This window comes from Actinotignum timonense (genome assembly GCF_030216305.1).
Lineage (GTDB): Bacteria > Actinomycetota > Actinomycetes > Actinomycetales > Actinomycetaceae > Actinotignum > Actinotignum timonense_A.
The window spans coordinates 104,769-125,977 of record NZ_JASOKT010000002.1; the positions used below are offsets into that span (position 1 = coordinate 104,769).

The 21,209-nt window shown below is 65.1% G+C and carries 17 protein-coding genes and 1 tRNA gene; 10 read left to right on the top strand and 8 right to left on the bottom strand.

Annotated features, from left to right (window positions below):
• Positions 1–3: 3 nt before the first annotated feature.
• From QP305_RS02195 to QP305_RS02210, 4 genes are all read left to right on the top strand, one after another.
• Entirely contained in the window at positions 4–1,317 is a 1,314-nt protein-coding gene (locus tag QP305_RS02195; RefSeq protein ID WP_284903687.1) for a glycosyltransferase, read from the top strand.
• Entirely contained in the window at positions 1,314–2,330 is a 1,017-nt protein-coding gene (locus QP305_RS02200) for a PIG-L deacetylase family protein (RefSeq protein ID WP_284903688.1), read from the top strand. The genes QP305_RS02195 and QP305_RS02200 overlap by 4 nt, the downstream gene beginning before the upstream one ends.
• 69 nt (positions 2,331–2,399) lie before the next feature.
• Positions 2,400–7,094: a hypothetical protein gene (locus QP305_RS02205; protein WP_284903690.1), complete on the top strand. Its 4,695-nt coding sequence runs from the start codon at positions 2,400–2,402 to the stop codon at positions 7,092–7,094.
• Positions 7,095–7,104: 10 nt separating this feature from the next.
• Positions 7,105–7,506, top strand: a complete 402-nt coding sequence (locus tag QP305_RS02210) for a hypothetical protein (RefSeq protein WP_284903692.1) — start codon at positions 7,105–7,107, stop codon at positions 7,504–7,506.
• A 163-nt stretch (positions 7,507–7,669) separates the two neighbouring features.
• On the opposite strand, the gene mscL is transcribed toward QP305_RS02210, so the two are convergent.
• The 4 genes from mscL to QP305_RS02230 all read right to left on the bottom strand — a co-directional run bounded on the left by mscL (position 7,670) and on the right by QP305_RS02230 (position 9,797).
• Complete coding sequence (mscL, locus tag QP305_RS02215) at positions 7,670–8,053, bottom strand: large conductance mechanosensitive channel protein MscL (RefSeq protein WP_026428418.1); 384 nt, start codon at positions 8,051–8,053, stop codon at positions 7,670–7,672.
• Positions 8,054–8,103: 50 nt separating this feature from the next.
• On the bottom strand, positions 8,104–8,736 hold the full coding sequence (locus QP305_RS02220) for an SAF domain-containing protein (RefSeq protein ID WP_284903694.1): 633 nt from the start codon (positions 8,734–8,736) through the stop codon (positions 8,104–8,106).
• A 108-nt stretch (positions 8,737–8,844) separates the two neighbouring features.
• Positions 8,845–9,054, bottom strand: a complete 210-nt coding sequence (locus QP305_RS02225) for an FmdB family zinc ribbon protein (RefSeq protein ID WP_284903695.1) — start codon at positions 9,052–9,054, stop codon at positions 8,845–8,847.
• A gap of 107 nt (positions 9,055–9,161) precedes the next feature.
• Positions 9,162–9,797, bottom strand: coding sequence for a 5-formyltetrahydrofolate cyclo-ligase (locus QP305_RS02230; RefSeq protein ID WP_284903696.1), 636 nt, complete (start codon positions 9,795–9,797; stop codon positions 9,162–9,164).
• 161 nt (positions 9,798–9,958) lie between these two features.
• Between QP305_RS02230 and QP305_RS02235 the strand changes: the two genes are divergently transcribed.
• The 3 genes from QP305_RS02235 (at position 9,959) to QP305_RS02245 (ending at position 12,958) form a co-directional block, all read left to right on the top strand.
• Positions 9,959–11,185, top strand: coding sequence for a molybdopterin molybdotransferase MoeA (locus QP305_RS02235; protein ID WP_284903697.1), 1,227 nt, complete (start codon positions 9,959–9,961; stop codon positions 11,183–11,185).
• A gap of 152 nt (positions 11,186–11,337) precedes the next feature.
• Entirely contained in the window at positions 11,338–12,735 is a 1,398-nt protein-coding gene (locus tag QP305_RS02240; protein ID WP_284903699.1) for a DUF6667 domain-containing protein, read from the top strand.
• Between the two features lie 147 nt (positions 12,736–12,882).
• Positions 12,883–12,958 (top strand) — tRNA-Ala (locus QP305_RS02245).
• Between the two features lie 62 nt (positions 12,959–13,020).
• On the opposite strand, the gene QP305_RS02250 is transcribed toward QP305_RS02245, so the two are convergent.
• Entirely contained in the window at positions 13,021–13,404 is a 384-nt protein-coding gene (locus tag QP305_RS02250) for a hypothetical protein (RefSeq protein WP_284903700.1), read from the bottom strand.
• 193 nt (positions 13,405–13,597) lie between these two features.
• Here QP305_RS02250 and QP305_RS02255 point away from each other — a divergent pair, with 193 nt between their 5' ends.
• Complete coding sequence (locus tag QP305_RS02255) at positions 13,598–14,893, top strand: DNA cytosine methyltransferase (protein WP_284903701.1); 1,296 nt, start codon at positions 13,598–13,600, stop codon at positions 14,891–14,893.
• Positions 14,894–14,959: 66 nt separating this feature from the next.
• On the opposite strand, the gene QP305_RS02260 is transcribed toward QP305_RS02255, so the two are convergent.
• Genes QP305_RS02260 through QP305_RS02270 form a run of 3 tightly spaced genes read right to left on the bottom strand, consistent with a single transcriptional unit; the run spans position 14,960 to position 18,414 of the window.
• Positions 14,960–15,604 carry an ABC transporter ATP-binding protein gene (locus tag QP305_RS02260; protein ID WP_284903702.1) on the bottom strand — a complete coding sequence of 215 codons (645 nt, stop codon included), beginning with the start codon at positions 15,602–15,604 and terminating at the stop codon, positions 14,960–14,962.
• Positions 15,605–15,613: 9 nt separating this feature from the next.
• Positions 15,614–17,053, bottom strand: a complete 1,440-nt coding sequence (locus tag QP305_RS02265) for an FtsX-like permease family protein (RefSeq protein ID WP_284903704.1) — start codon at positions 17,051–17,053, stop codon at positions 15,614–15,616.
• A complete protein-coding gene (locus tag QP305_RS02270; RefSeq protein WP_284903706.1) occupies positions 17,050–18,414 on the bottom strand; it encodes an ABC transporter permease in 1,365 nt (454 codons plus the stop codon). Before QP305_RS02270 ends, QP305_RS02265 begins: the two co-directional genes overlap by 4 nt.
• 187 nt (positions 18,415–18,601) lie before the next feature.
• On the opposite strand from QP305_RS02270, the gene QP305_RS02275 reads away from it, so the two are divergent.
• Positions 18,602–20,080 (top strand): threonine synthase, encoded by a 1,479-nt coding sequence (locus tag QP305_RS02275; RefSeq protein WP_284903707.1) that lies wholly within the window; start codon positions 18,602–18,604, stop codon positions 20,078–20,080.
• 168 nt (positions 20,081–20,248) lie between these two features.
• Positions 20,249–21,205 carry a ribokinase gene (locus QP305_RS02280; protein WP_284903709.1) on the top strand — a complete coding sequence of 319 codons (957 nt, stop codon included), beginning with the start codon at positions 20,249–20,251 and terminating at the stop codon, positions 21,203–21,205.
• Positions 21,206–21,209: the final 4 nt, after the last annotated feature.

Consider the following 21,209-nt stretch of genomic DNA (forward strand, 5'->3'; position numbering starts at 1 on the left):
GGAATGACCTTGGGAAATACGCACCACGTACAGGAACCGGATAGGAACGACGGCGCGCCTGCCCCGCTCCATATCGCTATGACCTCGGTGCATACCTCCCCACTGGCCACTCCCGGCTCCGCCGATGCCGGCGGCCTCAACGTGGTGGTGACCAATACCGCCCAGGCCCTGGCCCGCGCCGGGCACCGGGTTGATCTGGTCACCCGCGCCAGCGAACCCGGCCAGCCCTATATGCATGAGGTCATGCCGGGCGTACGTGCATTCTTCTTACCGGCCGGCCCGCGCCATCCCGTTGCAAAAAGCCACACCGATGGCCTCATCGCCCCCTTCACGGTGGAATTCCGCCGGTGGATGGCCGAGCACGGCGGCGGCGTCGATCTTATCCACTCCCACCACTGGTTCGCGGGCGTAGCCTGCCTGCCCGTCGCCCAGGAAACCGGGCGCCCTCACGTGCAGTCCTTCCATTCGGTAGCTGCGCGGAAAGGCCAAAATCTTGCCGATGGTGAACCGCCGGAATCCTCCGGGCGGGTGCCCGGCGAGGAGCGCTGCGTGCGCGAATCAGACCTCATTATTGCGGTATCTCAAGCGGAAAAAGAGATGATCGCGCAGCGCTACGGCACTCCGCCCTGCCCGGTCGAAATCGTGCACCCGGGCGTGGATATTGAGATGTTCCGCCCGGCCCGCGCTGGTGGACTCGCTGCCGCCTCACCGGCCGCAGCGCCCACCGCCCCCGACTGCGTCACCGAGGTGACCGGCGGCCGGGACTACGTTTTCTTCGCCGCCCGCCTCCAACCCCTGAAAGCCCCGGATTTAGCGATTCGCGCGCTCGCGGAGCTGCCCGCCGGCACCCGCCCGCTCCTCGTTATTGCTGGGGCGGCCTCCGATGACTTCGCCGGCTACGAGGACCACTTGCGCGCCGTCGTAACCGAAACGGGAATGGAAAGTGACGTCCGCTTCATCGGGCCGCTCCCACGCACCGGCCTCGCGGCCTTCCTCGCCCACGCACAACTCCTCCTCAATCCCTCTTTCTCGGAAACTTTCGGGATTATCAACGTGGAAGCGGCTGCCTGCGGCACCCCCGTGGTGGCTTGGGATTCCTCCGGGATCCCCGAATCGGTGCACGGCGGCGTGACGGGCACCCTGTGCCGCAGCCGCGAGCCGCGCGAATGGGCCGGCGCGGTGCGGGCCTACCTGGACGATCCGGCTTTGCGGGCCCGGCACGGTGCCGCGGGGCGCGCCTTCGCCGAATCGCGCACCTGGGACGCGGTCGCGCGCGATTACGCCGCCGCCTACCGCAAACTCGGGAGGCACGCATGAGCACCGCCGGCGGAACCAACGCGCGCACCAACGCGCACACTGACGCGCGCACCAGCAGCCAGACCAGCGCGGGCACCAACGCAGTCCCCTACACCTGGGACCCCAGCGACCCGCTCTTCGCCCGCACCCTTTTCCTCCACGCCCACCCGGACGACGAAGCAATCCAAGCCGGCGGCCTCACCGCGCTCCTCACCGCCGCCGGGCATCGCGTCAGCATCCTCACCTGCACCCGCGGCGAAGAAGGCGAAGCGGTCCCCGGAACCCTGCCCGCCGGCGCGGGGGAGGCCGAACTTGTTGCCCGGCGCGAAGCGGAAATCACTCGAGCGCGCGCCATCCTCGGGGTCACGGACGGCTTCTGGCTCGGCACCTTGCCGGCCCTCGCACCCGGCGCCGCGCCGCGCCGCTACCGCGATTCCGGGATGGCTTGGATTGCACCCGGGGTCGCCGGCCCCGCGCCCAGCGCCGGCCCGCGCGCCTTTTCCCGCGCGGACCTGAGCGAAGAAATCGCAGATGCGCGGGCACTCCTCGCGCACGTGCGGCCCACCGTCATTATTGGGTACGACGCCGCAGCAAGCTACGGCCATCCCGACCACGTCCGCGTGCATCGCCTGGCCCGTGCCCTAGGCCGGGTGAGCGGAATTCCGGTGCTCGAGCTGGCATCCACTCCCGCGCAATCCGGATGGTGCTACCGCAACGCCCGGGCTCATGAAGCCACCGTGGTGGCGGCGCTGCGCTGCTATGCCTCCCAGCTGACCGTAGTTGATCGCGCGGATCCAGGGCTTGCTGGCCTGCCGGTTATTGGCGCCGCGGGAGCCGGCGCCCCGGCACCGGGCCCTGAGCCCGACTCCGAACCCGCCCCGCAGCTGCTTATCCGGCACGTGGGCGGCCAGCTCCAGGAGCTTCCGCTCTGGCCGGGATTGCGCCCGGCAGAGGAAGCGTCGTCGTTCCCCGCTGTGGATTCTTCCGCGCGTGCCGCTAGCATGCCCCAGCCTTCCACGCCGGTGGCAGAATAAGGCCGTAATTTTTGGCTTATTGCGGCGCGCATAGGGACTTTTACGCCGGACCTGAGTAGCGTTAAGGTTGTGACTCCTCTCTTCAGACGCTCATCTCGCCGGCATTCGGCTCGTGAATCTCTTTCTCGTGATACCGCCGCGGTTCCCGAGGCCGCCGCGCTGCCCGCGGGCGACCGTGACCCCGCGGAACCCGGGCAGGATACGCCCGTCGTTTCCTCACCGGCCGCGGCTGAGTCCGCCGCCAGCGCGGAAGCCGCCGGAAATTCCGCCACTCCAGCTCAGCAGGCACCGCAGGCCGGCGCTAGCGGCGTCGTACCGCACGGCGCCTCGGAAACCGCAGCTGTGCAACACGGAACTGAAAGTGACAGTAGTAGAGCGGAAGCGGAGGACCATCCCGCGCCGCTTCCCGCCCCGCAGCGCGAAGATCTCGTGTCGCGGGCCTATGCGGCCTGGCAGGAGGAGCTGGCCGCGCGGGCCGAGCGCGCGGCGGAGAATGTGGCCGCCCGGGTGTGCATTGATCTCACCCATCCGCACCCGACCGGGGGAGCGCAGTTTTCTTCCGGGGCGCCCACCCGCCTCACCTCGCTTATTCGGGAGGAGCGCAGCCAGCAGGAGGCCCTCGCTACCTGGCGTACCCTGCGGGACCAGGTGGCGCGCGCCGCGGAAGAATACGGGTACGCCCCGATTCAGCTGGCCAGCGGCAATCTGACGTGGACGGAGCTCCCGCCGCGTCGGCCCAGTGATGAGCTGGAGCCCGGCTATGAGGACACCGGCGAACTCAAGCTCGACCCGGAAGCGATGCGGGCCTGCGCGGAGGAAGCCGCTGTTCACGCGGCGGCCGGCGGTTCTGGCGCGAACGGTGCAGAGGCAGCCCTCGGGGAGGAGTCGGCCGGATTCGAGGAGTCGCTCGAGCAACCCGCCACCCAAGCCGCCTCGGAAGCTGCCGGGCAAAGCACCGCGCAAGCCGCCGCTTCCAACAGTGAAGAAACCCGGCAGGTGCGCGAAGTTAGCGTGCCGATTGTGTACCGCCTGCTGCAGGTGGAGGACGTGGGCACGGATGCCCTTATCCAAACCACCCCGGCCCTGTCCGTCAATCCGGATATTGTGAGCGCGCTGCGCCAGCACGGCGCCCCGGTGCGCGAATTGGCCCAGCTCACCCGGGTGGAGCGGGCCACCGAAGATGAACTTATTACCCGGGTGCGGCGTCTATCGCATCTCTACCTGCCCGGGGCTTCCTACCGTCCGCAGGTGCTGCTGGGCATGTTTGCCGATCCGGCCGCGCGCGCGATTACCGACGCGGAGCTGCTGCGCCCGGTCATGATTCGTTCCGGGGTGCTCGCGGCAATTGCCGGGGATCGCGGAACCCACCAGCTCACCAGCGCCCCGCTCCCACCGGCCGAAAAACGCGACCGGGCCCCCGAAGGCGAACGCGGAGTGGGCGATTTGGATGTGGCTGAACTTGCCGCGGTGGAAGCCGTGGCAACTGGCCGCGACGTCGTGATCGATACCCCGCCGGGAAGCGCGGACGTGACCACCCTGGTCGCGATTGCCGCGGACGCAGCCGCATCCAGCCGCTCCGTCCTCTATATTCCCGGCAGTCGGGCGCGGCGCGCCGCGGTGACCGCGCGGGCCGGTGAGCTCGGCGTGGGGGAACTGCTCATTGATCTTTCTGATATTAACGGCGCGGCTTTGCGGCTGCGCCAGGGCCTGCGCCAAAAGTTCCCGCAGATCGACGAAGAACGCACCCTGGCCGTGCGCCGCGATCTCAAGGCGGCGCGCCGCAGCCTGCGCGGCTACGTGAACGCTCTGCACGCCGTCGATCCGGTGTGGAATACCTCGGTATATGACGTGCTTGAGCATTTGGCCGAGCTCGCCGCCCAGCCCCAGGGCCCGGCCACGAAGGTGCGCCTGGATGCCACCGCTGCGGCGCGCGTTCGTGAGGATCGGGAGGCGGTGCTCGAACGGCTCGCGGAGGCGAGTCGCGCCGGGGCTTTTAGCGGGGGCGGGAATTCGGAATGGTTGCGCGCGCAGGTGCGCACGGAGGACGACGCCGCCCGCGCCTTCTCCACCGTGACCCGCATGGCCACCGAAACCCTTCCCCTGGTTATGGAGCAATCCCAGCGGGTGGCCGGGGAGACCGGCCTGGCCCGCCCGAAGACCCTGGCTCAGTGGATGGAACAAATCAAGATGCTCGAAGGGATCGCCGATACCCTCGAGGTCTTCAAACCCGCCGTGTATGAGCGCTCGGTTGCCGATATGGTGATCGCCACCGCGAGTGATGAATGGCGCGCCGAGCACGGCGAAAGCATGAAACGTGCCCAGCGCCGCGCCCTGACCAAGCAGGCCCGCGATTTTGTGCGCCCCGGGATCCGGGTGGCGGATATGCACGCGGCCCTGAGCGAAGTGGCACGCCAGCGCGATATCTGGCGCCGCTACAGCGCGGAAAGCGATTGGCCCACCCTCCCCGAGGGCATGACGATGATCCGGGCCACCGCCGCGGAAGTGGACGGGCAGGTGCGTGAACTCGAAGAATTCCTCCCGCACCGCGCCGGCCTGCGCCGCGAACCCATCGAAAACGTGCTGGCCCTGGTGCGCACCCTGGTCTCCCAGCGCCGGGTGCTCGATTCCCAGCCGCGCCGCATCGACCTGCTCCACGACCTTGAGGACAGCGGCCTGGGAGATTTCGCCCGCGATATGGCCCGCCGCGAAGTGAGCGGGGAAGCGGTGGCCGCCGAACTCGACCTGGCCTACACCAACTCTGTGTTCGAACAGCTCATCGCTCGGAATACCGTGCTGGCCCAGGCCGGCCCGCAACAGCTGGCCATGCTTGTACACACGGTGCGGGATCTGGATCGCGAACACGTGGAGAGCCTGCCCGGGCCGGTGCTGCGCGCCGCAATTACCCATATGCAATCGGTGGCCCGCAAGCAGCGCGAAGAAACCGTGGCGGTGGACCGCTACCTGGCCCGCGCCGGCGTGAGCGCGCTGGCCGACGTGGCCGCTTCAGCAACCGCGCTGGTCCAGGCGGCCCGCCCTGTATGGGTGGTGCCCCCGGCTCTGGTCCCGGAGCTCATCCCCACCCTGCCCTGGGCGGATGTGGTGATTCTGGACGGTATCGAGGATGTTCCGCTCGCCGCGGTGGTCGCCCTCATGGCGCGCGGCTCGCAGCTCGTCGTCCTCGGTGACGTGGCGCGGGCGGGCGCGGATAGCGCGCTCGCGGCCCTGGCCGATGCGCTTCCGGTGTGCGAACTTCCCACGTTCCGTGCGCATCACGATGATCTTGCCCTCGCCTGCTTGCGCACCCTCGGGTACGACGACGCCGACCGCGCCGCTCCGGCGGGGCGGGTGCGCCGGGCGGACCGCCTGCAGGTAGTGGACGGACGCGGGGTTCCCTCCCCGAATACCGGAATGGTGGAAGCCCCCAGCGCGGAAGTGGACGCGGTGGTGGATGCGGTGGTGGATCACCTCCTCACCCGCCCGGAGGAATCCCTCGCGGTTATTACGATTTCGCGTTTGCATGCCGTGCATGTGCGCGCGGCGGTGGAACGCACCATCGCCAATAGCCCGGCGTTGACCGAGGCGGGCGAATCCGCGTCCAGCCTGGTGCCGGTGGTGGATATTACCGGGGCGAGCGGGCTGCGGCGCGACCGGGTTATTTTCTCGGTGGGCTTCGGCAAGACGGTGCACGGCCGGGTGCTTCATACTTTCGGCCCGCTTACCGAAGCGGAAGGCGCGCGCTACCTGAGCGAGGCACTCCTGGTTCCCAGCCGCTATATGAGTGTCATTTCTTCGCTGGGCCCCGGCGATATCGGGGTGGATGACCTTTCCGGGGCGGCGCCCCGGCTCCTGGCCACCCTGCTGGAGACGGCCGCCCGGGAAGAACTACTCATCGGGGCGGACGAGGACGTGGCCAAGGCCAGCCCGCTGCTCTTCGACCTGGCCGCGCGCCTGCGCGGGCGCGGGCTTTTCACCGCCCTCTACTACGGCTACGACGCCGGCTTGCGCATCCCCCTGGTTGTTGCCGAACACGAAGGCGATTGGCGGGTGGCTGTTCTGACCGACGACGCCGATTACGTTGCCGAACCATCGCTGCGCCGCCGGGACCGCTACCGGGTCGAGATGCTCGAGGATTTGGGCTGGAAGGTGGTCCAAACCTTCTCCTCCTCGATTTTCCTTGATCCGGAATCTGAGGCGGACCGTATCGAAGCGCTCGTGCGGGTGGTGCGCCGCGATGAGGCCGCCGCGCGCCACCGGGCTGAAGATACCCCCGCGTTTGGGGCGGACGTCGCGGATGTGGCGGATGAAGCGGATGTTGCTGCGGCGGGTGCTGGTGGCGATGCTGGCGCATCGGGCGCGCCGGGTGCCGCGGGCGCGCCGGGCGCCGGAATGCCGGGCGCTGCTAGCACGGAAAGCGCGGAAGCTCAGCAGGGCGAAGCCGGCGCAGATAACAGTTCAGGTACGCACACCCCGGCCTCGGGTAGCGCGGCCGGCAGTGCACAGGCCGGAACTTCCGCGCCGGATCCGGAAGCATCGCGGCGAGCCCGAGGAAAGAAACCCGCGGTGCGGCCGGGCCTGCCGCTAGCCGCCTACTCGGATGACCAGCTTGATGACATGGTGGCCTGGATTGCCTCCGATGGGGTGGCCCGTAACTCCGAACAGCTGGTGGAAGAACTGCGCAGCGAACTTGATATTCGCCGCCGCGGGCCCCAGGCCGATGCGGTGCTCGGTAACGTGGTGCGCCGCTCCGGCCTGGCCCAGGATTAGGCGCGCGGCCGTGGCGAGCAAGGCACATTCCGGAAGCACCCACCGGGTGGTAAATAACAGCCAGGTTGCAGATAGCAGCCAGGGGGATAGTGCTCAGCAGGCAAGACGCGTCCACCGGGCGGTGGTGCGCCTCTCCGAGGTAGATGCCCGGCGGGTGGAAAGTGGCGAACTCAAGGACGCCGCCGAAGCCCTCCAGCGCCTCGCGCGCGGGGACGGGGGAGCGACCCTACCGCACCCGGATACGCCCACCAAAAAATCCGCGTTAAAAAAGAGCGCCCCGGGGGCCACTACCGTGGCACCCCGGGACGCGGCCGTATCCGCACGCGATATTCGCACGCGAGATATTGTGGCGCGCACCGCTCACGAACAGAGCATTCTTGACGAACGCCCGCCCCACTTCGGCAAGCTCTAAATATCGGCAAGCTCTAAGCGGTAGCGGACTCCGGAAAACAGCGAAGCCCCGCACCCGCTCAGAACCGCGCGAGTTCAGAACTGCACGTATTCGAGCGGTGAGTCGCGCCGATTAGCCGAGCACATTAGTCGCGCGGATTAGTCGGGCACATCAATCGCGCAGATTAGTCGCGCTTGGCACGCAGCTCATCACGGATTTCCTTGAGGAGGATGAGCTGGGGATCTTCCGGGGCCTCCGCGGCCGGCTTGGCGTGGCGTTCACGCATCTTATTCATGGGGAGTACCAGGAAGAAGTACAGCGCGAAAGCCACGATGAAGAAATTGACCACCGCGGTGAGGAAGCTCCCGAATTGGATTTCGCCCCCACCCAGGTGCCACACAAAATTACCGTCAAAATTCGGCTGGCCGAAAATCGCGGCGATAAGCGGCATGAGAATATGGTCCGTCAGGGACTTCACCACGGCTGAGAAAGCCGCACCGACGATAACACCGACGGCGAGGTCCATGACGTTACCCTGCATAATGAATTTCTTGAAACCCGCGAGCACCTTCCATCCTTTCGCGCGGAGCGCCACCGGGAATGCCCCGGCGGCAGAAACTATGGAGGGGCTACCAACACTGCCCGCAAAGAATCCGCGGCAGCATAGCCCACGATAAGATTAGCGTCTTTTTCGCGAACAACCAGGTAGAGCACCCGATATGTGACACCCTCGGAGAGCATGCCGGCATTCTTTTCCTCTTCGCCGATTCCCACCACCGCGGCTCGTTCCACCACCCGGACTGCTCCGGCCTCCGTACTATGTTCCGGGGCCGGCGCATATAAGCCAATAAAATTGCCCGGCTCAATAAAGCTCCCGGTCCCATCGGAAGCCACCCGCACCGCCACCACCACGTGCCCGGCGGGTGGATCACGTAAGAATTCTTGGGAGAGCAGCACCCCGCGGGCTAGGGGATACCCGGCCGGAATATTAGCGGCCAGGCGCTGCCCGCTGGCCTCAGCTTGCGAAGAAAGCGCATTCTCCGGAATGAGATCCCGGGCCACGGTGCGCGCCTCCACATCACGCCCGCTCAGCACATGCCCGGCCGCTAGATTGCGGCGCGCGACCAGCACTTGCCCGGTTTCCGGGTAGCGGCGCTCAATCGCCTGAAGAATAGTGAAAAAAGCCAGGAGGGCAACCCCGGCCAGCAGCAGATGGCGTGCCCGCCACAGCCGCGTGTGGATACCAGTCATAGCTTGAGGCTAGCGAGGAATGCTCAGCCGCCAACCAGAAGTGGGCCCGCCTGTGGATACCGGCAGCGTTTCGCGAAGCTGGGGATAAACCGAGCTGCGCCGTCGTACTTAGTTCTGCGTGGAGCTCCCACCCGAAGAACGCGAGTCATTGTGGTAGAAACCCGAACCCTTGAACACGATTGCGCTAATCCCTGCCATTACCTTCCGCAATGCGTCTTTCCCGCACTCCGGGCACGTGACCAGGGCGGTGGCTGTCATCGACTGGTGCGCATCAAAATGGTGACCGCAATTGTCACAACGGTAACTGTAGGTAGGCACGTTCTTCCTTTCCGGGCCGGTGGCCGAGCCGAGGGGCGGCCGGCACAAGCCGTACGGCGCATTATTCTAGCGCGTGACACGTGCCCTCGGGGAAGTCGCCCGCAACCCTAGTGCAGGGGAGAATGTCCGCCCAGGTCCACCACGGTCTCGGGGAGCAGAACGTAACGCACCGGCACGTCCATCTCATCGTGGGGGAGGGGCGTGTGCACGTATTCTTCGGGCCATATCAGGGCGCCGACCGGGGTGGCGCTATCGAGCTGCTTGAGCACGCGGTCATACCAGCCCCCGCCCTGGCCCAGGCGCACGCCGTCGTGATTGACGAGCAGCGCGGGGATAAAAGCGGCGTCTACCTCGCGTAATACCGTGGAATCGAGGGCTTCGCCCCGGGGTGCGGGCGGGCGGCCGGGGGCCTGGTCGGTGAGATTCTCCGCGCCGGTGTAGCGCGCCCACTGGCGGGTGAGCCCGGGGCCGAGCTTGGGGACAAGGAGGGTGCGCCCGCTGGCCACAATGGCATCGCATAGGGCCCGGGTGCCCGGTTCGTTATTGACGGAAATATAGCCGGCAACCGTGGTGGCGGTGCCGAGGAAATCCAGCACGGTGGTGACCCAGCGGGCTTCGGCTTCCTCCCGGGCTGCGGGCGTGCGCTTGGCCCGAGCCGCGCGCACCGTTGCGCGCAAGGCCTGTTTGGCTTCCGGCACCGCCATCGCGGAGACGTCAGGAAGAGATATGGTGTGGTCGGTCATGGCACCAGTGTGGCACGAGGTGCTGGATGCCCGCTAGGAGTAAGGCCCTTGTGGTGTGGAGTCAAGGCCCGTCGTGCTCTAATAACAAGGCCCGTGCGCGCGGCGTGAGCGCCGGCAGGCCCCCAAACCGGTACGCTGTGCTGTGTACCGAGGAGGAATACGTGAAAACAGTAGCCGAGCAACTCGATGAATTCTTAAAGGTCGCCCAGCCTTTGGAGGCTCTCGATGTGGAGCTTGCCGACGCGATGGGTTGTATTCTTGCCGAAAACGTCGTCGCAACTGTTGATGTTCCTCACACCGACCTGGCGGCTCTGGATGGGTACGCGGTGCGCGCGGACGAAACTTTCGGTGCCGAGCCCGCACGCCCGGTGCATTTCCCGGTGACCGATGATATTTTCGCCGTCACCACCGACCGCATCGCCCACACTCCCGGCGCGGCGGCCCGCATTGCTTCCGGGGCGCGGATGCCCACGGGCGCGGACGCCGTTGTTCCCCTTATCGATACGGATCACGGGGAAGCGCAGGTGGATATTACGGCGCGCGTGGCCCCCGGGGAGAATGTGCGCGCGCAGGGTGAGGACCTGCGGGCCGGCACCACGATTCTGGAAGAAGGCACCCGTATCGGGGCGCGCCATATTGCCTTGCTGGCGGCGGCCGGGCGCGACCGGGTACGGGTGCGCCCGGCGCCGCGCGTCGTCGTGATGTCTGTGGGCGATGAACTGGTGGCGCCCGGAAAAGCTTTGGGGAACGGAAAGATTTACGACGCGAATTCGCACGCGCTTGCCACCGCGGTGCGTAACGCCGGGGCGGTTGCGTATCGCGTACCGGCGGTTTCCGATGACCGGCATCTTTTGCGCGAGTCCTTGGAGGACCAGCTGCTGCGCGCTGACGTTATCCTCACCACCGGCGGTTTGAGTTACGGGGGTGGAGATACCCTCAAGGAGGTCCTGTCCCCGCTCGGTTCGATGCGGTTCGACGCCGTCGCTATGAATCCGGGCCGGCACGTCGGGGTGGGTACCATCGGGGGCGACGTCGCAAATTCGGCACTCATGTTCTGCCTTCCGGGCAACCCGGTGGCCGCGCTGGTGTGCTTCGAGGTGTTTGTGCGCCCCTCGCTGCGGAAAATGGCCGGCTACAAGCATGTGACCCCGCGCTCGATCCGGGCTCGGGCGGCGCGCGGGCTGCTCTCCCGGCCCGGCGTGCAAGATTACGTGCGGGTGCAGGTGTACGGCGATCCGCGCGCCGGCTACGAATTTGACCCGGTGGGGGATGTGGAGCTGCTCTCCCTGGCGAATTTCGCGAAATCGAACGGGCTCGCGGTGGTTCCCGCGGATAAGGAAAGCGTGGGAATTGGCGACGAATTAGAGTGCATGATTCTCAACGGGTAAGCCCAGCTTGAAGGGATAGCCCTGCTCAACAACCCCATTCGTCCCACGAATCACATCGTTGTTATTCTCTCTACGAAAGTAACGGCGCGTCCCTGCCTGAGCGCCCCGCGATTGGTTAAAGTGGCTGTGTGGGATTCCAGGGATACGCGTTGATGGCAGTAGTTGTGCTGCTCATGGTCTATGTCATCCCTGGTGTGTATCGGCGGCGCGTCATCCTCGCGGATGTGCGCATCGACGAACGCTATTCACCCCAGCTACGCACCCTCGCGCTGCCGGACGGAACGGCGGGCGTGGAAACGGGCGGGCCAACCGGGGCCATTTTTTTCCGGAAGCCGGAGGTCATCATGGCAGAGAACGACGAACGCGATATTCTTCCACCCAGCGCGGGGGGTAATGTGCGCACCCTGGCGCGGGAACGCGCGCGCCGTAAGGCACGTATTTCCCAACGCGCGGCAAATCGGCAGCGCGGTTTTGTGGTTGCGGGCGCTTTAGGCTTGCTTATTGTGGTGCTCGGCGCTCTTGCTTTTACGACGACGATGCCACGTTGGATTTTCTACGTTGCTGTGGGCATCGGGGTGCTGTACGGGGCGGGCTTCGGCTACCTCCTCAGTGAAATGGGGAAGGCAACCGCTCGTGACCGTGAGGATATTGCCGAGCTCACCGAGGAACTTGGTATCCGGAAGACCCGCGGGGCGCAGCGCCATTCGCGCCGCCCGGCTCGCCCGCGCCCCGGGCGTTCGGCGGTCTCGGCGGCTTCCGCCCATTCGGCTTTGAGCGCGGCCAGCGCGGCCCTGGGAAGCGATGACCTCGGGGCGCTGACGGCCGATGCGAGCCGCAGTGCGGACCTGGGGCGGAGCGCTGATCTCAGCCGGAGCGCGGCGAGCGCGAGTGCGGGGAGTAGGAGCGCGGCCACCACGCCAACGGCTGCTTCGGCGGCCACCGGCGGCGCAAATGCGGCTGGCGAAGGTGAAGCTGCTGGCGATGCTCGTGACGGTGCCGCTGGTGAAGCTCGCGATGCTCAGGCTGCGAGTACCGAGGAACATGATGCCGGGGTGAACCCGGGAAAAGCACGGAGCCGGAACGCGGGGGCGCGGGCGCCTAAGCGCCGTTCCGGCATTTCGGTGACCCTTGAACAGGGGATTATCGCCACGGAAGATTTCGCTCCTATCGCCGGTTCGCAGCGTGAACAAGCGGAGAAACTTCCTAAGCGTTTCGTTGCGGGGGCGGTCCCGCGCCGCCAGCTGCCCAGCTATACGCTCAAGCCGCAGATCCAACAGCGAACGGTAGCGCCCTACCAAGCCCCTGAAGCTCCGGTAGCTCCGGTACCATACCGCCCGAAGGAGATTGGCGAGCGGGTGACGTTTGTGGATGCTGTGGCGCAAGGCGCGGCGGCTTCCGCAGTGCCGGCGGGTCAAGCTGCGTCGCAAAGCAGCGCGCCGGCACCGAAGGCCGAAGCCGCAGTGCCTCCTGCCCAGGTGGCTGCACCTGCGCATGACGGCCTCGCGGGTGGGGCGGCTCTGGACGAGCTGCTGCGCAAGCGCCGCGCGTAGCTGTGGTAGGCCGAGGCAGCCTGGTTGACTGATGTGCTGCCGCGCCGCGGGTACTAACTGAAAAGGAAGATCGGGGAGTGGTGTAATGGGAACCACTCCCCGAAATTTCATTCCGGGCCGTTCGGGTGCTAAACTAATCAGGTCTTTGGGGCTATGGCGCAGTTGGTAGCGCGTCTCGTTCGCAATGAGAAGGTCAGGGGTTCGAATCCCCTTAGCTCCACCATTCTGGCTAATAAATACTCACACCACATTTCTATTCATTTACCGAAGTCTGCTTTTCGGAAGTCAGGGATTTAGTTGGACTTCTTCTGCTGGTAAAACGTGGACATCCAGTTCTAGCGCTGGGGCTTCAGTTTTAACAATGAGCTTTTCGATCCGGCCTACAGCCGTGCAGTGCTGTGGAGCATTCGGTAGTACTCCTTCGATAACTGCCACCTCAATGCGTCCATCAGTTTCCTTGGTGACGGTACGCAACTTGAAACATTTGGGGTCACCCGTGATAACGGTGAAAGTCAGCTCGTGTGAATCTGTAACTTCGTACTGCGTCCAGTTGATGAGCTTTTCCGAGTGCAAAGTGGTTTTGCCGTTTGAACAACCCCAAAGCATAACAATGACGCTTAGGAGTACTGTTAACCCTCTTCCGATTTGCCTTGGCGGCCATTTAATCATTCCGACTCCGAACCCGGCCTATTGGACCGGTTGTGACGTATGTGCGGATCTTGGAAAGTCGTAACCCCGGCGATTTAGCCGAGGCTAGGGATCGTTCCGGGGTCTTCGATATTCAGGCTACCATGGGCGATACGGTCGCGGAGGCTTCCTTCTACTCCAAAATTCTGTCGTAGGCCACTGATAAACTGCGAGCATGTCACAGAGTATTCGTCGTCCCATTGCTGTGGACCTCTTTTCGGGTGCCGGCGGGCTTTCTCTCGGCCTTGAGGAAGCCGGGTATGACGTTACCGCGTCCGTTGAATACGATCCGATCCACGCTGCTGTCCACGAATTTAATTTCCCCTACGGTAAGACTTTCTGCGCGGACGTGCGTAACGTCAGCGGCGCTATGATCCGCTCCGAATCAGATATTCAGGATCAAGAGATTCACCTTGTGGCAGGAGGTCCACCCTGCCAGGGGATCTCACTGATAGGCAAACGAGCTCTGGACGATGAACGTAATTCCCTCCTCAAGGAATATGTCCGTTTAGTCCTGGAATTGCGCCCGCGCTACTTCGTTATGGAAAACGTTGCGGGGCTAACTATCGGTTCGCACCGGCAGCTCCTCGACGAAGTTATCGCACTATTTGTCTCTCACGGGGACTATCGCATTGTCGAGCCAGTATCGGTGCTACAGGCAGCAGATTTTGGCACTCCACAATCCCGAAAAAGGCTCTTCTTATTGGGCTATCGGCAGGACTGCCCGCGCCCCAGCTACCCGAGTCCACGGTATACGCCACGCCGTATCGATGGTTCACTCCCGGAAGAGAGTCTGCTCCCGTTGGGTCCCAGTGTCAGTGACGCTCTTGCAGATCTACCCGATGCAGATACTTTTGAGGAATTGCTGCGCGGTGACTCGGTGGCGAGCACTGAATATTCGGAACCAAGCCCCTACGCGGCAATCCTGCGTGGTATCACACAAGATCTGAGGAATTACGCCCGGCCGCGCCCGGCCGTGGGTAATCGGCTTACTGCATCCGCACGAACAGTTCATACTCAAAAATCAATTGACCGATTCACCGCTACTCTTCCCGGAACAACCGAACGTATCAGCAGATTCCTTCGGCTTCACCCAGAAGGAATCTGCAATACCTTGCGGGCCGGTACTGCCTCAGACCGTGGTGCGTACACAGCTCCCCGCCCTATTCATCCCGTCCATCCTCGGGTAATTACAGTACGGGAAGCAGCACGTTTGCATGGCTACCCGGATTGGTTCAGATTCCACGTAACCAAGTGGAACGGATTCAGAGAAATCGGAAATTCCGTTCCTGTCATGCTTGGCCGCGCGGTAGCCGCAGAGCTACTCAAGGCTGATAACGTAACGCCTACCCGCGGTGAATTCACCTCGCTCGGCGATGAAGCATTACTTTCTTTCACCGCGACCGAGGCCCACGCGCACTTCGGGCTCACGGAACGCGTTATTCCGCAACGGATGCGCACAGCTTGCTAGGAAATTCCCATCAGCTGCGGAATACACGCCTCAGCTCTGGCCGCTCCCCGCCCGCATCCCGCCTGCTTAGCGTGCAGCCGTACGCTCGGTGAGGCGCCGGTGGGAGAGCGTGAGAACGCGATCCGCGCCGCGGGCAATATCCGCGGAGTGCGTGACAAGAATGACGCACTTGCCGTGCAGATGTGCGGCGTCGTGCAAAATCTGGACCACGCCGCGCGCGGTGTCCTCATCAAGGTTCCCCGTCGGCTCGTCCGCAAGAATCACCGGCGCGGGTGAGGCCAGCGCCCGCGCAATCGCCACCCGCTGCTGCTGCCCACCAGAAAGCCGCAGCACATTGCGGTGAATCTCATCCTCACTCAACCCCAGCTCCAGCAGCACGGAACTATCCGCCCGCCGATCCACCAACCGCACATTCTCCAGCGGCGTCAAGTAATCAATGAGATTGTAATTCTGGAACACCAGCGAAATATGGGCGCGGCGGTGATGGGCGTAGCCCGTCGTCGCAATATCCACGCCCTCAAAAAGCACCGCGCCCTTCGTGGGCGTATCCAAACCCGCCAGCAAACTCAACAGCGTCGATTTCCCGGCACCCGAAGCTCCCAGCAGCGCCGTAACCGTACCCGGCTCGAAACCCGCGCACACATCGGTCAGCACCTTCGCGCCGCTACCCGGGTAGCTGTAACTCACGTGATCAAGTTCCATAACATTCATAATCTTTTCCTAACTCAGTGACGAAAGAATCTGCCGGGGAGACCGGCGCAAAATCGGAAACAGCGCAATAGCCAGCGCCACGGCAAGAATCCCGGCGCCAACACCCAGCGCCCACGCAATATCCGCGCCGCTCACCGCCACCGGCGGCAACCCGGCCAGCGCGCCCGGTGCCGCACCGTCCACAACGGCCCGCCCGACGAGCGCGGTAAGCTGGCGCCCCGCAAGAATAGCGACGACGCCGCCAGCCAGCGCCAGCGCGCCCAACTCAAGCGCGAAACCGCCGGCAATCACGCGGCGCCGCTGCCCGAGCGAGAGCAGCACCCCAATTTCCCGCATACGCCCACGCACCCACAGGGCCAACACCGCCGCGGCAATCACCACGCCGGCAGCGCAGGCACCGCTGAGCAGCGCACTCAGCAGCCCCTCCACGCTATCCACCGCGCGCAGCACCCCGGTGAAACTCGCGGCATTGTGCTCGTAGCTGAGATCGGGGAGCGTGGCGCGGGCCGCGGCCAGGCTGGCGGGTAACTCGCTCGCGCTCGCGGTGAAACACCGCACCCGGGTGGCACCCGCGTCCCCGCTGAGCTCACGGCCGGCCGCGCTATCCACGAGGATGCGATTCGCGGCTGCGTTTGCCGGCAACCCGGAAGGATTCGGGGTGGTGCCGTCGAAAATCCCGGTGACCTGGCGGGTGACCTCGCCGGCCGGGCCGCGTAGCCGTAGCTCATCGCCAAGCCGCAAGCTATTCGCCTCGGCGAAATCGCGGTGGATGAGGGCGCCCGGTTTCGCGCTGCTGTTCATCTGTCCGGACGTGAGCCGGTAAAGCTTGGCCGCGAAAGCCGGGAAACGCGCCGGATCCGAGCTCGCGGTCACCGTCACCGCGCCCATGACTCCGGCATCCAGCTGCACCCCGCCCGCGGTCGCCACCGCTGTAGCACCTACCGGAGTGGCCAGAATATCTTGCTCGGTGGCAGTGCTCGCCACTCCAGGCAGCGCCGCGAGCTGGCTGGCCTGGGCCGGACTCAGGGTGGGCGCGGCTTGGGTCAGCGGATTATCGCGGGGGGTGGTATGTGGGCTATCGCTTGGGACCGCATCACCCGCATTGCCCGGCGAACCAGCAGGCGAAGTTTCGGCCGAACCATCTGCCGAAGTAGCCGGCGCGCTCGCCACGAACCCGGCTCCCACCTGGGCGTCAATAGCAGTGCGCAGCTGTCCCATGGCCCCGCGCACTCCTGCCTGCGCCACCAGCGCCGTAAAAATCACGCTAATAACCACGAAAAGCAGGATGTTGCGAACCGGGCGGCGCCGCAGCGCGAGCCCGGCGCGGCTCGCTGCGCTCATGGGTGCGGGGAGCTGAGTCCCCTGTGGCTCGCTATCGCGCACTCGCGCACCATCGCCCACTAGCGCACCGTCACCCACGTGCCCACTTTCGGGAGTTACCCCACTCATGCCGCACTCACCAGCAGCTTGCGCGGGGAGGTGCGCAGCATGGGAAGAGCCGCCAGCACGGTTGCCCCGATAAGCACGGCGAGGGTGAGGGCCAGAGCGAGCGTCGTCGTACCCGCACTCAACTGGACCGCAAGATCATCCAAGGTTCGGGTGGCCGTGGTGACATCCACCCCGCCCCCGAGCGGGGCCTGCGAGGTGAGCTCCTCCATCCCGGATTTCTTCACTGAGGCCAGCACACTGGTCCCCACCCGCTGGGCGACCACGGTGCTGAGCGCCACCCCGCACGCCGCCGCCGGAATAGTAATAAAGAGCAGCTCCACCAGGTACTGGCCCAGAATCTTCGCTTTCGAGGTGCCGATAGCGAGCAGCACGCCAGTTTCGCGGCGGCGTTCGCGCAGCCAGAGCACCAGAACCAGGCTAAGAAGCGCGAGGGCAAGGAGCGCCGTCGTAATAATCGCGCCGGTCATGACGCTCTGTACCCCGGCCACCGCGCCGGTAATCCCGGTGAGCAGCTGGGAGGTGCGGGTGAGCTGATAGTTACGCCAATCGATGGGCAGGCCGCGCGCCTCCTTCATGACCGTTTCGCTATCGGTGCCGTCGGCCACGAAGAAGGTGGTGTCTTGGTAGATCTCGGTTTCCGGGGTGTAGGCGTAGAGCGTGCGGGTGGTGGCGAGGTCCGTGTAGACCGCGTTGGCGAAAAGTTCGAGGCGGCGCGCGGCCGGCTGCGGATTATCCCCGCGCACCAGCCCCACGATTTCCACGGTGACTTCCGCGGTGGATTTCTTCGTATTGTCGTAATCGTAGGGGTTTCCGCGCAGGGTGAGTTTCGAGCCCACGGTCAGGCCGTTGAGCCGCGCCAAATCCTCGTGAATAATCGCCTTATTTTTATCTTCGCGGGTAATATGCCGCCCGGCCACCAGCTCGAGGGTGCCGCTGCGAATATTCGTTTCATCAGCGCTGGAACTCACCCCGCGCACGCTCACCGCGTTGCCGAGCTGCGCCTCGCGCTTGGCGTCATATTCCTGGCGATCCAGCCGAGCCACCTTGGCACCCACCAGATCCGCGGTCACATCCTGGCGCGCGGTGTAGCGATCCACCCCGGGCAGGGCGGCGATTCGCTCCACGTCCGCGGGTTTGACCGTGCCGCCCCCGCGCGGGGTGCCGGAGTTATAGGGGGAGTTCTCCAGCACGAAACCGGAGCCCAGGGTGCGTTCCGCGTCGCGGCCCGCGGCGGCTGAGGCTGTGCGCACCGCCCCGGCCGAAACCAGCACGGTCACCACCACTGTGATAATGACGAAAAGAAGCAGGGTACGGATATGTTTTCGGGCGACGTAACGCCACGCGCGTCCAGCTAAGGTCACTACCGGGTACCTTTCATGTCTTCGGGAAAATTTCTGATAGGTAGTAGCTTTTCTCAGCTTACTGGAGACTTCCTGGAGGCTTCGTGAAGAGAATGTGAAGAGCCGTTCGCGAGGCTCTGCGCGCCGGGAGCCACTATGATGGGAGAGCGGCCTTCTTCCCCGCGCCCACCCTCAGCGAAAGGCGAGCATGCAGTTCATCTCCACGCGTTCCGGGATGGAACCGGCTTCTTTTACCGATATTCTGCTCGACGGCCTGGCCCCGGACGGCGGCTTGGTGGTGCCCGCCAGCATCCCGCAGGTGGATGCTGCCCAGCTCGAAGCCTGGCGCACCCTGAGCTACCCGGAGCTGGCCGCCGCGATTATTGGCCTGTACGCCACCGATATTCCCACCGCGGACCTCGCGCGCCTCACCGCGGCCGCCTATAGCCCGCAGAATTTCCCGGGCGGGGTGCCGCTGCGCCGCGTGGATAACACCCTCGTGCTGGTGGGCCTATCCGAAGGCCCCACCATGGCCTTCAAGGATCTCGCCATGCAATTCCTGGGCCAGGCCATTCCCTACGTGCTGGCCGCCACCGGGCGCGAACTCACCATCCTGGGCGCCACCTCGGGGGATACTGGCTCCTCGGCGGAATACGCCTTCCGCGGCCAGCCGGGCGTGCAGGTGGTTATGCTCTCCCCGCGCGGGCGCATGTCCGCGGTGCAGCGCGCCCAAATGTATTCCCTCCAGGACGCCAATATCCACAACCTCGTCGTCGATGGCGTTTTCGACGACTGCCAAGATATCGTCAAAACCCTCAGCTCGGATATCGATTTCAAAACCCGCTACCGCATCGGCGCGGTCAATTCCATCAACTTCGGGCGGATCGCCGCGCAGATCGTCTACTACTTCTGGGCGTGGTTGCGTTATACCGATGGCACTTTTTCGCAGGCTTTGAACGACGACGCCGCCGCTGGCGCGGCCGCCCCTCCCGCTCCCGGTGGGGCCGGCGGGGAAGGGGCCGGGGCCAGCCAGGTGGATTTCTGTGTGCCCTCGGGTAACTTTGGCAATATTTACGCCGGTCACCTGGCCCGCTGCATGGGCCTGCCCATCCGCCGCCTGCTGTTGGCCACCAACGAAAATAATGTGCTGGAAGAATTCTTCACCACCGGGCGCTATACCCCGCGCTCGCGCGAGCACACCTTCGCCACCTCCAGCCCCTCCATGGATATTTCCAAGGCCTCCAATGTGGAGCGGTTCATCTGGCAGGTGCTGGGGGAGGATTTCCCGGCCGCCTGGGCGCAGCTGAGCGCCACCGGGACGTTAGATATGCGCGATTATCTGCCGGAATTCGGGGAGACATTCGGTTTCGCGGCCTCCTCATCCCACCATGCGGACCGCCTGGCTGCTATCGAATGGACCTACCGGACCAGCGGGATTCTCATTGACCCACATACCGCGGACGCGGTCACGGTGGCCCGCCGCCTGAGCGACGGCGCGGTCACGGTGCTCGCCATGGAAACCGCCCGCCCGGAGAAATTCGCGCATACCGTGCGTGAAGCGGTCGGGGATGTGGCCGATGGCCTGGAGGAACGCCTGGCCGGGCTGCTCGCCCTCCCGCAGCGTGCAACCCAGGTTCCCGCCGGTCCGGAAGCGGTGCGCGAGTACATCGCCACGCATTGCGCTTAGTGGGCAGGGGGTGGGTTCCCCGCGCGGCGCTGCGCGCCGCGCGCGTCGTCGTACCACCTTTGGGTGAGCGCGCCCGGAACCGGAGCGGCTCCGGGTAGTATTAGGGTGATGAGCCGCGCGATTGGCGCCGTCGCCCGCGCACGAGCCTAAATAGAACGGGGTGTATCCATGGCACGCATTTTCGTTGTTGGAAGCATGAATTCCGATACTTTCCTCAAGGTGGAGAATTTTGTGGAGCCGGGAGAAACAATTTCCGCGCTCAGCTCCCACACCGCGCTGGGCGGGAAGGGCCTCAACCAGGCGGTTGCCGCGGCCCGCATGGGAATTCCCGTTACGATGGTGGCCGCCCTCGGGCGCGATGCGGTGGGGGATGCCGTTGCCACGGAGCTCGCCGCGGAAGAAAATCTTGATATGACTGCCGTGCTGCGGGTGAGTGAACCCACCGGGCAGGCCATGATCCAATCCGATGCGGATGGCGAAAATGCCATCGTGGTGGTGGCCGGTGCGAACGCCGCGAATACCCCGGAGAATGTGGTGGAGCGCCTCGCCGCGGTGCAGGCGGGGGATATTGTGGTCTGCCAGCTGGAAATTCCCGAACCCGCGGTGGCGGCCGCCCTGGCGGAGGCGAAGAAACGCGGGGCCACCACGGTGCTCAATGCCGCCCCGGCCGCCCCGGTGGGTCACCTACTGGAGAATGTGGACGTGCTCATCGTCAATGAAACCGAGGCGGATACCATCTTGGGAACCAAGGTGACCGACCGCGCCCAGCAGCTCCATCTGCGTTACGGCGGTTCCATCGTGGTGACGCTGGGAAGCCACGGCTGCCAGTATATTGACGCCTACCTGCCCGATGCTGATGTCAAGGCCGATGCGCTACCCGCCCACCACGTGGATGTTGTGGATACCACCGGCGCGGGCGATGCTTTTGTGGGGGCTTTTGCGGCCGCACTGGCGGTGGGTGAATCCCTGGCTACCGCGGCCCGGTGGGGCACGGCGCTTGGCGCTATCGCCACCGGGGCCTCCGGGGCGCAAGGCTATACGGCCAGCCGCGCGGATGTGGTGGCGCTGGCCGGTGTTGGCGCCGCTAGCGGTGCTGGAGCGGACGCCGCGGCCACGGAAAACTAAGCAA